Below are 14573 nucleotides of genomic sequence, written 5' to 3' on the forward strand. Positions count from 1 at the left end.
GCTTAGACATTGGTGTAGCGAACGCCGGTATTCAGTTCGAGATCGGCCCGAATCTGGCGGCTATGGTGTGCCTTCAGTGCCTGCGCAATCTCGCTATTCGGATCTTTCAGATCACCGAACAAGATGGCTTTGTGTCCATCCCGGTTACAGGCATCCTGACAGGCCGTGGTCTGTTGCCCGGCGTCGATTCTGCCGGCACAGAGGTTGCAGGACTCGACACAGCCTTTACCACGAGGCGCCCCGGTAACCTGTTCCGCCACATCCTGGTGGATGAAGGAGCGCGCCTTGTAAGGACAGGCCATCATGCAGTACCGGCAACCGATACAGATATGCCGATCCACCATGACAATACCGTCGGCCCGTTTGAACGAGGCACCGGTCGGACAGACATCCACGCAGGGTGGGTGTTCGCAGTGCTGGCACATCATCGGCAGCTGTGAGATCTCACCGGTCTGGATGTCACGCAATTTCACCTTGCGGATCCACTGCGGACGCTGGGCATTCCACATCTCATCGGACTGCCCTTGCGGACGATCGATCAGGTCGATGCCGTTCTCCTTGTTACACGCCTGGACACAGGCACTGCAGTCGTCGGCACATTTGTCGGTGTCGATCAGCATGCCCCAACGTACCTGACTGGATACGCCCTCGGTGGAGGAGGCGTTTGCGACGGTCAGCAACACACCCGGGGCGATAGTCGCCGCACCGGCGGCCAGTACCGTCTTACCAATAAAGTCACGCCGCTGCATATCAGGCTGGTCATTTCTATTGCTCATGATCAGTTCCCCTTTACCGTGGCATGCAGACGGGCCAGCTCATCCCGGCTCAGCGAAAGCGGCTGGTCGATGGACTGCAACAGACCCAATGCCTGCCTGGCGTCGTCTTCGCCCTCTCGCTTGGCCGTGCCGTTACCGCTGCGCTTCTCCGGCGTCTTGTTATGACACTGGAAGCAGGTGAGATTGACCGCCACATAGCTGTGGCAGGTATCGCAGAATTGGCCTTCGGCATTCACCGGTTTATAGGCGCCTGCACTGTCCTTCTCCGCATGACAATCGACGCACTCAGCCAGGCTGAAACGGGTATCCCGGATACCTTTGTGCACCGTCTCATTGCGATCATGTTTGAGATAGTCCATGTGATTGCGCCGCATCACTGCAGTCGGGGCCACACAGGTATCCAGGCCAGCCGCCTTGGACCCTTTGGTCACCGCCGTTTCGCTGCTCGCCCCGCTGGCAAGGAGCAGCAACGCTCCCGCCACCAGGAACCCAGCAAGTCGCCTAATGCCGGATAAACTGCCCATTACCGCTCCTATTCACCAAGACCCATCTGGATATAGCCTGTCGGACAGACATCACTACACACGTGGCAACCGATACACTTGTTGTAATCGGTGTCGACATAGCGGCCGGTGGTCGCCTCCGTCTTCTTGACGCGGAACACCGCGTCCTGCGGACAGAACACCACACAGTTGTCGCACTCGAAACACATACCGCAACTCATGCAGCGTTTCGCTTCGGCTACCATCTGCTCTTCGCTGTAGGGATGCAGACGCTCATGGAAGTGTCCCAGTACCACCTCAGCGGAAGGCACCTCCTCGGTACGCTTGTTGCGCGGGGTGAAGGAGAAGTGACCCAGGAACAGATCGCTGGACGGAATCACCTCCTGCTCGGCACGGTTCTCGAAGTTGTGTACCGCATACTTGGCATCAGCCGTACCGCGCTGATCTCCCACCTTTGGATCAAAGTGCTCCGGATCCTTACCCGCTTCGTGCAGTTTCTCCAGCAGATCGAAATGGTGCACATCCACCTTGGGACGTTTCACCAGCTCTTCCTGCTTAAGGAAGCGATCGATACTTTCGGCGGCGATAGAAGCCTGGCCGATAGCGGTGGTCAGCAGGTGCGGGCGGATAATATCGCCGGCCACGAAGTGACCCTGCTTACCCGGCACCTGGAAGAACTTGTCGGCATCGATCAGGTTACGGTCGTTGGCCAAATCCTCCAGACCGCTCATATCACCGCCCTGGCCGATGGCGGAGACGATCAGATCCGCCTCCAGTACCCGCTCGGTACCTTCCACCGGGATCGGCTTCATGCCGTCCATGGTGCAATCGCATACCTTCAGGCCGGTCGCACGACCGTCTTCGCCGACGATCACTTCCAGCGGCATGACACCGTCCAGAATGGTGACACCCTCGGTGGTGGCATCGTGCACTTCGTGCTCGGCGGCCATCATCTTGTCTTTGGTGAACAGCGAGGTCAGGGTCACATCGGAACCCTGGGCTTCTGCCGTTACCGCCACATCATGGGCGACGTAACCGTCTTGCACGACCAGTTCGGGACGATCGGTGGGGTTCGTGTGCTGCACATGTCCCAGGCGACGCGCCACGGAGACCACGTCGATAGAGGTATCACCACCACCGATACAGACCACTTTCTCCGCCGTCACTTTCATGCGACCTTCGTTGAAGGCCTTCAGGAAAGCGACACCGGTTACACAGTTGGGGGTGCCTTCCCAGCCAGGGACCGGCAGGCCACGTCCACTCTGACAACCCAGGGCCCAGAGCAGTGCATCGAACTCTTTCTCGACATCCGCGACGGCCACATCACGGCCGACACGGGTCTTGAGGCGCAGCTCTACACCCATCTCAACGATGCGGTTCAGTTCGGCATCCAGCTTGTCACGCGGAATACGATAGCCCGGAATACCGTAGCGCATCATGCCGCCCAGCTCTTCGTTCTCGTCAAAGATGGTGACACCGTAGCCCAGACGACGCAGTTGATAAGCGGCAGACATACCGGCAGGACCACCACCGATAACAGCCACCTTCTTGGCGATATCCGCACCGGGCGCGAATTTGTAACCGTTGGCGATCGCCGAATCACCGATATACTGCTCGACGGCATTGATACCGACAAAGTCTTCCACATCGTTGCGGTTACAACCGTCCTGACAAGGTGCCGGACAGACCCGGCCCATCATCGAGGGGAAGGGGTTGGCATCGGTGGAACGGCGGAACATGTACTCGTCACGCTCGACACCCTCGGGGGGCTTTTCCTGGCCGCGGGCGATCGCCAGATAACCACGGATATCCTCACCGGACGGGCAGCTCCCCTGACAGGGCGGCGTCTTGTGGATGTAGGTCGGGCATTTGTAAGAGGTATCTTCCCGGAAGATCTTCTCACTAAAATCGTCCCACTCGTTATCGCCATCCTTAAAGCGGCGGAAACTCAGTTTTTCGTTCATCTGTTCCGTAGGAGTTGCCATGGAATTCTCTCCTCAACCTATATAATTCTTAAAACACCGCCGGCATTCGGTCACCAGCGCGTTATACCTCAAACTCGTTCAACTCTTTGTTACGCGTCGCCGTCCACGTCTTCGTCGCTATCGGCGTCATCCTCCACCTCGGTTTTACGGGTGAGAATGATGGCGTTGCTGACCAGCTGGTGGACACTGACGATCTGGTCCATCTCCATGCCGTAGTACGGCAACACCTTGGTAAATTGACTTTTACAGATGGCGCAAATGGCAGCCATGTGCGTGACACCTTCATCCTTGATCACATTCTGCAGCGCGGTCATGCGCGGCAAAGCACCCTTGACCCGGATCTCCATCAGGTCATCGGTCAGCAGTCCGCCGCCGCCACCGCAGCAGAAGGTCTTTTCACCGATGGTTTCGTGATCCATGTCGACGTAGTTGTTACAGACCGCCTTGATCACGGCACGGGGGATATCGAACTGGCCACCCGGTTTGTCGCCCATGCGTGTGGCGCGGGCCACATTGCAGGAGTCATGGAAGGTCAGGGTCATGTCATCATTGGCTGACTTGTCGAACTGCAATTTGCCCTGCTGGATCAGGTCATGGGTGTATTCGCAGATATGCTGCGGTACCGGATAACGGGGATCCAGGAAATCGAACGGTCCGGCCAAGGTGTTCAGGAAGGCATAAGCCACACGCCAGGCGTGGCCGCACTCACCGAACACGATACGTTTGACGCCCAATTCCAGGGCGGCTTGGCGAATGCGCAATGCCACCCGGCGCATGTTCTCGTAACTGCCGATAAACATGCCGAAGTTACCGGCTTCAGAAGCGGTGGTACTCAGGGTCCAGCTGACGCCGGCCTCATGAAATACCTTGCCGTAACCGATCAAGCCGTCGACGTGGGGCTCGGCGAAGAAGTCGGCGGAAGGGGTCACCAACAGGATCTCGGCACCTTTCACATCCAGCGGATACTTGACAGCAACGCCGGTCTCGTCAAAGACATCCTCTTCCAGACCCTCCAGGGTATCCAGGATCGCGGGACCGGGCAGACCCAGGTTGTTACCCTTCTCGTGGACCTTGGCAATGATCTCGTTACAGTACTTTTGGCCATAGCCGACACTGTCGAGAATCTCGCGCGCCGCCATGGAGATCTCGGCGGTATCGATGCCGTAAGGACAGAACACCGAGCAACGACGACACTGGGAACATTGATGGTAATAGCTGTACCACTCATCCAGGGTTTCGCGGGTCAGATCCTTGGCACCCACCAGCCAGGGGAAATACTTGCCGGCAAAGGTGTTGTAACGGCGATAGACCTTACGCAGCAGATCCTGCCGGCCCACCGGCATATTCTTCGGATCTTTGGTGCTGAGATAGTAGTGACACTTATCGGTACAGGCACCACACTTTACACAGGCATCCAGATAGACCTGCAGGGAACGATAGCGTGAACGCAGATCATCCAGTTTCTCCAGCACCTTGTCGTGCCAGTCATCGACCAGCTCACCGGGAAAACCCAGTGGCGTGTTGTGATCCGGTTTGGCAACAAACGGGCTGAGATGCGCCATTGTGCCTTCCACGAGTTCCGGCACATCCACGTATTCCTGGAGTTCCGGTACATCGAATTCTGCCTTAGCCATGTAATACCCTCTTCGGCTATCAGTCTTATGCTGCTGCGATTATTCTTCCATCGCCTTCGCCCAATCGGCGAGGTGACGTTTTTCTCGGGGGTTGTCCACCTGATTTCGGGTCGGGCTGAAAAAGATACCCGGCACATGCAGCAGTTTGCTGAAAGGGAACAGAATCATCAGCAGCGCCACCAGGGTGAGGTGAACCAATAACGGAAAATCGATCGGCAAAGTGCCAATACTAAAGCCCAGCAGACCGGTGAAGAATTGTTTCACCATGACGATATCGGTGTGGGCGACAAACTTCATCATCAGACCACTGAAGCCGATAAACATCAGAACCAGCAGCCACAGGTAATCGGAGGGCGCAGAGATATAGCGTACCCGGTCGACAAAGAGGCGGCGGATCAGCAGCCCGCCCAGACCGGCGAGCATGGCGAAACCGGCATAAACACCGATCGGCTGGATCAGCTCAATCGGCAGCCAGACGGGATCCATAAAATAACGCAGGTGGCGCAACAGTACGACAAACAGCGCCATATGGAACAGCCAACCGAAAATCCAGGTCCACTTGGTACTCTTGAAAAGACTTTCAAAAAACACCACTTCGCGGAATAGGCGCATCACCACACCGGTTTGCGTCACCGGGGCCGGAGTGGTAGGAATCTTCAATGGAGCCGGTGTCTTGGCATACTGGACAATCTTTCTTGCCAGGCCAATCACCAGCACGACGGTCGCTACGATAAACAGCAACGCATAGACAGTGGACATGTTCCTGCGATCCTCAAGCTATTCTAGTGACCGGAAGGCGTTACCTCTCCGGTCTGCGAAGCACTTCAACGAAGTGTGTCAGTATCTGGAAACCTCGCTTTCCGTTGCGCAGAGTCGCCTTCTCCATGGCGGAGAAGGTCACCCTGTCACACCCTCCCATCGACTGCAGAGAGGGTGACTATTTCCAACAACTACCGGATTAGATACAGCCGGTCGGTTTCGGCAGGCCGGCAAAGCGGCAAGCCTGTTTACCGGGGCCGTAGGGGAACAGGGCATACAGATATTTGCTGTTGCCTTTTTCCTTACCCAGCTTCTTGCCAACCGCCTTGGTCAGAACGCGAACAGCCGGTGCGATCTGGTACTCTTCATAGTACTCGCGCAGGAAGTTAATGATGTCCCAGTGCTCTTCGGTCAGTTCCAGGTCATCTTCTTTGGCCATGACTTCTGCCACACCTGGCTCCCAATCGGACAGATTGGTCAGGTAGCCCTCTTCATCCGTCTCAAAAGACTTGCCGTTGACTTCAATTGCCATGATTCATTCTCCAGTAAAGTACTCGTGTAAAAAATTCAGTTATTTGTGACTAGAGCCACGCGTTGACTTTGTCGTGCGTAGCGGCCAAGTCAACAAAGCCGGCATAGTCTACTATCTCTATGCCATCAATAACCCGATCTTCCGCCATACCGCGTGCTTTCAGATCCGGTCCCAGAACATACAGCTTCTTTGTTTGGGCAGCCTCTTGCATCTGAGACTCTTTTGCCGCGCCTTTCAACGCAGCGTATACACCATCCTCGATCAGCAGTATTGCACTCCCCGCCTTCGCCAGACTCAGGCAGCTATCGAGGGAGCTCTTCTCGTAAGGTGATTTATTTACCGTGTGTAAAATACTCATCTTGCCCACCTCTTAGAAACTGAAGATGACGTCTTGGTCATCCATAAGGTCCGCCAGGGCCTCATCGCTCAGGACTTCCACATCGACAATCAGGTCATCCTTGCTGATGCCACGCTCATCCATAGCGGTCTTGGAGACGTAGAGTTTTTCCACATCGTACATCTCCAGCGCCCGGTAGGTGGGTGAGAAGTTCTTCATGCCTACTTCGGCGGTCTCCTGACCCTTTTTCAACTGATAGATACCGTCATCGCTGAACACCAGGCTTACATCCTGATCAAATGCAGCGGCAATTAGCACCACTTCCAGCGACTCCAGGGCGTATATGGAACCGTACGGGGCACGCCGGTTGACGAACATGAATTTTTTGACGACCTCGTCGTCCATCATCTCTTCTTCGGACATCTCTCTACCCCTTCTCTTAGTCGCCGAACACAACCAGGCGATCCGCCTGGATGCCGGCCTCTACCAACTGGCCAAGACCTGAGATACGGAAGCCGGCTGCGATATTCTCGGCATCTTTGCCGTTACGCTTGGCTTCACCCTCGTCCACAATACCGCGACGCTGAGCCGCTGCCACACAGACCACCAGGTCAAGGTTGTGCTGTTCGGCCAGCTCACTCCAGCGGTTGACGATATTGCGGTCATCCTGCGGTGGCGTTGTCAGCTTGGTCGCGTTATTCACACCGTCGTGATAGAAGAAGACACGAAAGATCTCATGCCCCTTCTCCAGGGCGGCCTTGGTGAACTGATAGGCCGAATCAGCCGCTTGGTGCTGGTATGGACCTTCATTTACTTGAATCGCAAATTTCATTATCGATTCCCTTATAGCCAATCAACTTAGAAGCGGATGTGTGCGGAGGCATTCAGATTCGCACGACTTCCACGCCAGTTATCGATGTGGTACTTGGTGAACGGCAAACCGGTTTTCTCAAAGAAACGCGGCCAACCGATACGCTCTGCCCACTCACCGATACGCTCATAATCCTTGGCATCTTCCTTGTATACGCGGAGGATGTTCTTGACCACGGCAGCCACTTCCGGCCAACGCGGCGGGTTGTTCGGGATACCGGCTGCCACCAGCTTGTGGAAGGTCGGCTTGGAACGAGCGTTGGAATTCTTGCCACCTACCCAGATCGCAAACTTGGAGTGCTCCGGATCGTTGATCTGCATCGGCGGGCAAGGCGGGAAGCAGGCGCCACAGCAGATACACTTGCGCTCATCCACTTCCAGGGTCGGTTTGCCGTTCACCACAGCGGGACGAATCGCCGCCACCGGGCAGCGCGCCACAACAGAGGGACGCTCACAGACGTTACCGACCTGATCGTGATTGATCTTGGGCGGCTTGGTGTGCTGGATATTGATGGCGATATCGCCCTGGCCACCGCAGTTGATCTGACAGCAAGAGGTGGTCAGACGTACACGGTTCGGCATCTCTTCACGCACGAACTCTTCATGCAGCTCATCCATCAGCGCCTTAACCGCACCGGAGGCATCGGTCGCTGGAATATCGCAGTGCAGCCAGCCCTGGGTGTGGGAGATCATGGAGACCGAGTTACCGGTACCACCGACCGGGAAGCCCTCTTCCAGCAGCTTGTCGATCAGCGGCTGTACCTTGGACTCTTCCGAAACCATGAATTCGATGTTGGAACGGATGGTAAAGCGGACATAACCTTCTGCGAAGTCGTCGGCAATATCCATCAGCTTGCGAATGGTGTAGACATCCATCTGACGCTGGGTGCCGGCACGTACGGTCCAAACCTCATCACCACTGTGGGCCACGTGATGAAGAACACCGGGACGGGGACGGTCATGCCACTTCCAGTTGCCGTAGTTCTTCTTCAGGACAGGGTGAAGATAGGGCTCTATCTCTGGTACGCCTGTCTCGTCGGGCATGCGAGGTGCTTCAGCCATTTTTACCTCCAAAAACTCTTAGTATCTGAATCTGTTATTGATACCGGAACCGGTCCGGTTCGTCGGCCCGCCGTTGTACGGCGGGCCTTCACCTTAATAAATCACTGAGCCGCCTGGCGCTCGTTCCACTTGGCCGCCTCGTCTGCCCAACCATCGGTACGGACATAAGGGTTGGTACGTGGCTGGTTGATCATGTTGGGATCGATTTCGAGCTCGAGACCTTCCAGGAAGTTGGTCAAGCCGATACGCTCGATCATCTCACCGGTACGCTCATGCTCCAGGGCATTCTCGGCGAAGAAGTCGAGGATATTGGTACCCAGCTCTTCCAGCCATTCGAAGTCTTCATCGGTTTCCAGCTTGTGGAAGGGCACAATCACGGTACCCATCAAGTCACCGATCTTCAGGGTACGCTTTCCGCCGACCAGGATGCTGACACCGCGGTCATCGCCGGGAGAGAGGGCCTTGGTCATGACGTTGATGCAGTGCATGCAGCGTACGCAGTTAGGGTTATCAACCGCCAGGGTGTCGTCATCGTTCAGTGACAGTGCCTGGGTTGGGCAACGGGTGATGACGTTGTCGATCACATATTTACGACCTTTGTTGGCCACATAGGCCTGCACTTCAGCCTGATCAACTTTCATGTCGTCGCGCCAGGTGCCGATCATGGAGACGTCGGCACGTTGGATCGAATTCATGCAGTCATTGGCACAACCGGAAGCCTTGAACTTCAGTTTGTAAGGCAGGGCCGGACGATGCATGTCATCCAGGTTAGCGTTAACGCAAGTACGCATAGCGCGTGCTTCGTCGAAGCAGGACTGCTCGCAACGTGCGGCACCCACGCAGGACATGCCGGTACGTACAGCCGGTCCGGCACCGCCCATATCGAAGCCCATCTCGTTGATGGCATCAAATGCGGGTTGGACATTGTCGGTGGTACAACCCTGGAACATGATATCGCCGGACTGGCCGTGGAAGGCGATCAGGCCGGAACCGTACTTTTCCCAGATGTCGCAGAACTGACGGATGGTTTTGGTATCGTAGTGCATGCCAGGAGGCGGCATGATACGCAGGGTGTGGAATTCGGCCGCGGCGGGGAACAACGGTTTGTTGTTCTCGTCCTTCAGTTCGGTAAAGCGTGGAATCACACCACCACCATAACCAATGACACCGACCGTACCACCTTTCCAATAACCCTTACGAGTTTCGTAAGAAGTTTCAAGCTGGCCGAGCAGGTCAACCATCATGTCGTTGTCTTTAGCCAGGCGCTTGAGTCCGCTTACGAAGCTCGGCCAGACGCCGCTCTCCAACTGATCAAGCATGGGGGTATCATGCATCGGTTTCGCCATCAGTTATTCTCCCATTGATCTCGATTTATATAGTGGTTTCCTACTCACCTTGAAACCGGATCTTAGATGTAGACCGATAGCACTTGATGAGCGGGAAATTCAGGACCTGTAATCCGGTTCGGAGCACACACCCTTATTCCAGAACATGGCAAGCATTTTAGGATTCACTTATGCAGCAAAAATACCCCGCTAATGGGGGGGAGTGGAGAAAAAAGGCATATCCACTATGGGATATATGATAATTTGGTAATATATGAAAACAATAAGTCACTAACTTTAAATTACCATATATAACAGATAGTTATGTTTTTAGTTTTTACCCGGTTTTAAGTTTTTTAGCGCAAACGGATAGTGCGGTGCAGCATACCCCCTGTCCCATTTTGGGCTTGCGTCAGGCACAATCCCTGGGGTTCAATAATTGCCCAAGCAGTTTACTTGGGTATTCAGGCAGCGCCAAAAGCGGACGTCATTTTACTGCCTTACTGCCATTATTAAAGAGGTACACACATGCTCCTGTTGAGTGAGGTCCTGATACAAAGTCCCGAAGTCGACTCTTTCGAGGAGCTGATCGAAATCATCAAGATACGCCGCCAGTCGGAGATGTTTTTTCGCATTGATGTGAAACCGCCCTTCAGTGATACACCGGAGGATTGGGAAGATCGATTGGAAGCCGCCTTTACCTAAAGCCGAATTGATAGAAGGAAGCGATTGCGTGAAATACCTGCAGACCGAAACCATCATGGGTGATAACGATTCCGCTGAGGACGCGGTACCTTCGACCCAGAAAATTGAGCTGCGCCTGGCCGACTCGCAGCAGCAACTGGCAGACCTGGATGACGCAGCACCCTTGACTGACCGGTTGCAGTTGGAATTGGATTGTGGCTATGCCCTGCTGGAATTGAACCGCTTTGACGAAGCATCGGCACTGGCCCGCACACTGTTTCCCCACGCACTGGACGCACAACTCTGGCAGCATGCGGTCGAGGCATGCGACATCCTGTTCCAGTCCGAGCAGCCCGACTCGATTGCCGCACTGGCACATGGCATCTGGCTGAGTGTCACCTTCCCCATCGACCCGGAATTGACTGTGGCCATGTTGCAGCACCTGATCGACGAGACGCCGGACCGCTCCGATGGCGCTGCCGTCGCCGCCGCGGTAGCCAATTACATCGTTGATCTGCGTGCCGACGAACAGAGTCGGGAAAATCTGCTCTTTTTCACCAATCAGCTGATGGGACAGGTGGCGCGTCGCCATAGTCAGGTGGAAGAGCAGGAGATATTCGATTTCTGGGTACAACAGTTGGAGCTGGATCAACCGGAGAAATTTTTACCCCGACTGGCCAAGGTGCTGGAAGTATTGGTCAATGATAACTGGTGGTACGACCGGGACGCCCTGCGGGCGCTGATACCGGACTGAGATAAACACAGGACCAAGACGATGTATTGGGAAGAAGAGCGTGGCGAAGAGGGCTTTACCGTTCCTGAAGATATTATTGATCTTCAGTTCCGTATTAGCTGTCCCACCCTGCCGGTTGATCACGCCTGGCCCTTGGCACAGGCCATTCAGCAACACCTCCCCTGGTTTCTGCAAGAACCCGGCGTCGGCCTGCACCTGATTCACTGCGCCGAATCCGGTAACGGCTGGGAGCGGCCTGAAGATCAGGATGCCCTGCTACATCTCTCGAAAAGAACCCCGCTCACCCTGCGACTCCCGGCCGAATGGGTCGAAGCAGCCGAGGCGTTGGTTGGGCGCACCCTGGATATCGCCGGCCACGTGATGCAGATCCATTCAAGCAAACCGAAGCGTCTGGCCATGACCCGTTTTCTCTATGCCCGCTATATCGCCACCGACGCCGGTCTTTCGGAAGAGGCGTTTATTGCCGGGTCCGTGGATGAATTAAAACGCCGAGGGCTGCGGTTCAAGAAAATTCTCTGTGGCAAGACCCACCTGCTGCAAAGCCCCGAAGGACCGATTCACACCCGGAGCCTGCTGGTGGCAGAACTTCCCTATGAAGATGCTATCCGGTTACAAGAGCAGGGCCTGGGACCCCATCGCACGCTGGGGTGCGGTCTATTCCTGCCACAAAAGTCCTTTTAGCCAAACAAACCCCCAGGCAAAAAATTGTTTAATTTTACAAACGGCCCCTATAACATATAAGCTTTCGTTAATATCCTTAACTTACAGTCATCCAACTAGAGAGACGATGCCGACCAAATAAGGTGGCCGCGGATGCTGATATAACAATACCGGAGGTAAACCATGTCCTACCAACTGAATGGCAATACCATTGAGGCCACTGAAAACGGCTATTTGGTGAATCACGAAGACTGGAACGAAGATCTGGCAGGTGTCATCGCAGAAGCGGAAGGCGTGAATTTGTCAGACAAAGCCTGGGAAGTGATCAACTACCTGCGCGACGAGTACTTCAACAATAACGGCAATCAGCCGAATGAACGCAACATGGTCAAACACTTCAAATCGGTCTGGACCGATCTGGACAAAGTGGATGCCAAGACCCTGTATGAACATTTCCCCATGGGCCCGGCCAAGCAAGCGGGAAAGATCGCCGGCCTGCCGGAGACCAAGCGTAAAGGCGGGTATTGATCACTATGGATGGTGGGGCTCCCACCCCACCATCCATAGCCAGTTCTCAAATCATCGGCGAAATGTAGCGTTACTGTTGAGCTGCTCTTGCAGCGACAGAAATACCGCCTCACTGGCACGTCTAGATGAGAGCTGATAATCGCCCGTCTCCATCATCTCATTAAATTCAGCATGGCCACTTTTGCTGATGCTATCCTCCCACACCACCTTTCCACTCCGATCGATCGCCTTGCAATCGAGAATCAGTGTGAAGTCAGTCGCCATCCAGGTCATAATCCCACTTGAAGAGGATGTGGTTTGCACCCGTGGTACAAAGACAAAGGCGAGATCATTGTCAGCGATAAACTTTGTATCCTCAGGTGAAGGGACCTTGTAGACCTTCGCGAACAGATTAGACAGAACCTTCTGCAAGGCGGGTTCGATATCCTTGTAAGGGGTGTACTCCACCTTGTCACCCCCGCCCCCAGGGGTAATCACCTTATTTTCCCGGTCCTGATCTGAAATAAAATAACCGGCGTTTTTATCTATCGGCGTCACATTCTTACGATCGATAGTCGACAGATTCGGCGTAATGGTAATGGGATGCGCACAACCCACCAATGTGATTACAGAGAGCAGGCAAGCAAAGCGTGCGAGCTTATTCATCATTTTCCCCTATTTATTCTTGTTGCTAGTGACTACTTGAGTGCATTCATGAAATCCGGATCGGCATACAGTTTCCCCAACAGCTCACTGAATACCCGCGGATACTCCTGGACAGCTCTGGGTATGGCAATCGCCCCAACAAAGTTGGAAGGCCACTGGATATCTGCGCTGTGAACCTTCTGGTAACGGGTCTTTTCCTTGTCTTTCACCGTAAACTCGGCCTTGACATGGGCTACACCGACGCTGAAACCGGAAGCATCAATCTCATTCTCAAGCAATGTCCCACCAACCTTCACATCAGAGTCGTCGGCCAGTCTATTAGCATCATACAACTCCTGCTCCAGCGCTTTTTTCAGATACTCCACGTACGAGCCATTGGTTGGCGATGCAAAATTACCCCCGCGAATGGTTAGGTGATTAACCTTATCGTCCGCGGCCTGGAACTGACTGACAGTCACTTGACTACTATCGTTATTCTTTAGCTTCTGGGTATTCTCAAACGATGCCTGATAATGTGGGGCGACGGTAGAACAACCGGAAGCCAGCAATGCGGAAACGACTACAAGATATTTTAAATTTTTCAAACTCAGCTCTCCTTTAGCTGTTGTGATGACATCAATCCTAAGGATTACACGATCGGACTCATCCTCCTGCGAGATTGAAATCCAATGAATGCCAGATAAGACTGACCGGACACCGTAGGTTTCAACCGCAGAAAATACTCACACAGTCAAAATCCACCCGCAAGGTTTTTTTGCCCATGTATCAAAAAATACCCTTTCATGCATTCAGATCACGGTGACCAAGCGCGGGTCATTCGCATATTCACACAGAATCGCCTCAACCCGGCCCTGCCAGAGTAGACCAAACTGTTTAGCCTCTTGTGCGGTAGCGTTGCCGCCCAGAACCTTGGAAAAAAGCCGCCCCATCATCGGATCGGCCGAGACAAAACTGGCATCATAGGTCAACGAGACCGTTTGTCCCGTATCGGTACGCATCAGGGTCACCGGGGTCGGATTGTCGTATTCAAAACTCAATAAATTTCGTCGGTCGAAGCGGCCGGCAAGCCCATGAAACCCACCCTGGTCGGTCGCTCCAGTGATAAAAGAGAGCACATTGGCGATTACACCGGTTACCCCCTCACCTATCGGCTGTTGCAGCTTGACGGCGATTTCACCCCGCACAGGCAAAGCATCACCATACAGCGCCGCCAATCCTTTACGCGCCATCAGGAAAGCACCCGCCACGGTGGGGCAGGAGTGGCCGGCTAGCCTTACCACATCCAGATAACCGATCTGCATGACTCCGCCCTCCATGGCACCCAGCACTTCGGCTAGCGGGTCGCGTAGTTGCACAGGCTCGATCAAATCAAAAAACGGGGGGTATTTCATGACTGGCTCCAAGTCAGGTTTTTTACCAGGTCGCATTATCCCCATGCCTCAGGCAGGACACCTTATGCCAGATCAAATTTATCGAAATTCCACTCATCCGGTGGCTGTATATTTTTTCATCCGACCCC

At 54.5% G+C, this 14573-nt stretch carries 18 protein-coding genes; 4 read left to right on the forward strand and 14 right to left on the reverse strand.

The features are described 5' to 3' along the window. Window positions 1-2: 2 nt before the first annotated feature. The 11 genes from dsrO to dsrA all read right to left on the reverse strand — a co-directional run bounded on the left by dsrO (window position 3) and on the right by dsrA (window position 9804). Window positions 3-776 (reverse strand): sulfate reduction electron transfer complex DsrMKJOP subunit DsrO, encoded by a 774-nt coding sequence (dsrO, locus tag ACQY5R_RS05495; RefSeq protein WP_428605532.1) that lies wholly within the window; start codon window positions 774-776, stop codon window positions 3-5. Between the two features lie 2 nt (window positions 777-778). Next, window positions 779-1300 carry a sulfur reduction protein DsrJ gene (locus ACQY5R_RS05500; RefSeq protein WP_428605534.1) on the reverse strand — a complete coding sequence of 174 codons (522 nt, stop codon included), beginning with the start codon at window positions 1298-1300 and terminating at the stop codon, window positions 779-781. Between the two features lie 8 nt (window positions 1301-1308). Next, a complete protein-coding gene (locus ACQY5R_RS05505; protein ID WP_428605537.1) occupies window positions 1309-3264 on the reverse strand; it encodes an NAD(P)-binding protein in 1956 nt (651 codons plus the stop codon). A gap of 89 nt (window positions 3265-3353) precedes the next feature. After that, window positions 3354-4898, reverse strand: coding sequence for a sulfate reduction electron transfer complex DsrMKJOP subunit DsrK (dsrK, locus tag ACQY5R_RS05510; protein ID WP_428605539.1), 1545 nt, complete (start codon window positions 4896-4898; stop codon window positions 3354-3356). Window positions 4899-4937: 39 nt separating this feature from the next. Next, a complete protein-coding gene (locus ACQY5R_RS05515) occupies window positions 4938-5657 on the reverse strand; it encodes a respiratory nitrate reductase subunit gamma (protein WP_428605541.1) in 720 nt (239 codons plus the stop codon). Window positions 5658-5856: 199 nt separating this feature from the next. After that, window positions 5857-6189, reverse strand: a complete 333-nt coding sequence (locus tag ACQY5R_RS05520) for a TusE/DsrC/DsvC family sulfur relay protein (protein WP_275097334.1) — start codon at window positions 6187-6189, stop codon at window positions 5857-5859. Between the two features lie 49 nt (window positions 6190-6238). Further along, window positions 6239-6547 (reverse strand): sulfurtransferase complex subunit TusB, encoded by a 309-nt coding sequence (tusB, locus tag ACQY5R_RS05525; RefSeq protein WP_428605543.1) that lies wholly within the window; start codon window positions 6545-6547, stop codon window positions 6239-6241. 12 nt (window positions 6548-6559) lie between these two features. Further along, entirely contained in the window at window positions 6560-6949 is a 390-nt protein-coding gene (gene tusC, locus ACQY5R_RS05530; RefSeq protein WP_428605546.1) for a sulfurtransferase complex subunit TusC, read from the reverse strand. Window positions 6950-6965: 16 nt separating this feature from the next. Next, window positions 6966-7358, reverse strand: a complete 393-nt coding sequence (gene tusD, locus ACQY5R_RS05535) for a sulfurtransferase complex subunit TusD (RefSeq protein ID WP_428605548.1) — start codon at window positions 7356-7358, stop codon at window positions 6966-6968. 26 nt (window positions 7359-7384) lie between these two features. Next, entirely contained in the window at window positions 7385-8458 is a 1074-nt protein-coding gene (gene dsrB, locus ACQY5R_RS05540) for a dissimilatory-type sulfite reductase subunit beta (protein ID WP_428605551.1), read from the reverse strand. A 101-nt stretch (window positions 8459-8559) separates the two neighbouring features. Next, on the reverse strand, window positions 8560-9804 hold the full coding sequence (dsrA, locus tag ACQY5R_RS05545; protein ID WP_428605554.1) for a dissimilatory-type sulfite reductase subunit alpha: 1245 nt from the start codon (window positions 9802-9804) through the stop codon (window positions 8560-8562). Window positions 9805-10311: 507 nt separating this feature from the next. Here dsrA and ACQY5R_RS05550 point away from each other — a divergent pair. The 4 genes from ACQY5R_RS05550 (at window position 10312) to ACQY5R_RS05565 (ending at window position 12409) form a co-directional block, all read left to right on the forward strand. Beyond that, window positions 10312-10488, forward strand: a complete 177-nt coding sequence (locus tag ACQY5R_RS05550) for a sulfur relay protein DsrC (protein WP_428605557.1) — start codon at window positions 10312-10314, stop codon at window positions 10486-10488. Window positions 10489-10516: 28 nt separating this feature from the next. After that, entirely contained in the window at window positions 10517-11221 is a 705-nt protein-coding gene (locus ACQY5R_RS05555; RefSeq protein ID WP_428605559.1) for a hypothetical protein, read from the forward strand. Window positions 11222-11242: 21 nt separating this feature from the next. Beyond that, window positions 11243-11902, forward strand: coding sequence for a type I-MYXAN CRISPR-associated protein Cas6/Cmx6 (gene cas6, locus ACQY5R_RS05560; protein ID WP_428605562.1), 660 nt, complete (start codon window positions 11243-11245; stop codon window positions 11900-11902). A gap of 162 nt (window positions 11903-12064) precedes the next feature. Next, on the forward strand, window positions 12065-12409 hold the full coding sequence (locus tag ACQY5R_RS05565) for a TusE/DsrC/DsvC family sulfur relay protein (protein WP_428605565.1): 345 nt from the start codon (window positions 12065-12067) through the stop codon (window positions 12407-12409). 51 nt (window positions 12410-12460) lie between these two features. Here ACQY5R_RS05565 and ACQY5R_RS05570 read toward each other — a convergent pair whose 3' ends face one another. The 3 genes from ACQY5R_RS05570 to ACQY5R_RS05580 form a co-directional block, all read right to left on the reverse strand. Then, entirely contained in the window at window positions 12461-13054 is a 594-nt protein-coding gene (locus tag ACQY5R_RS05570; RefSeq protein ID WP_428605567.1) for a hypothetical protein, read from the reverse strand. A gap of 32 nt (window positions 13055-13086) precedes the next feature. Further along, window positions 13087-13638 carry a hypothetical protein gene (locus ACQY5R_RS05575; protein WP_428605569.1) on the reverse strand — a complete coding sequence of 184 codons (552 nt, stop codon included), beginning with the start codon at window positions 13636-13638 and terminating at the stop codon, window positions 13087-13089. Between the two features lie 204 nt (window positions 13639-13842). Further along, window positions 13843-14445, reverse strand: a complete 603-nt coding sequence (locus tag ACQY5R_RS05580; protein WP_428605572.1) for a hypothetical protein — start codon at window positions 14443-14445, stop codon at window positions 13843-13845. Between the last annotated feature and the right edge of the window lie 128 nt (window positions 14446-14573).

It is taken from the genome of Sedimenticola sp., assembly GCF_050289425.1.
Lineage (GTDB): Bacteria > Pseudomonadota > Gammaproteobacteria > Chromatiales > Chromatiaceae > Sedimenticola.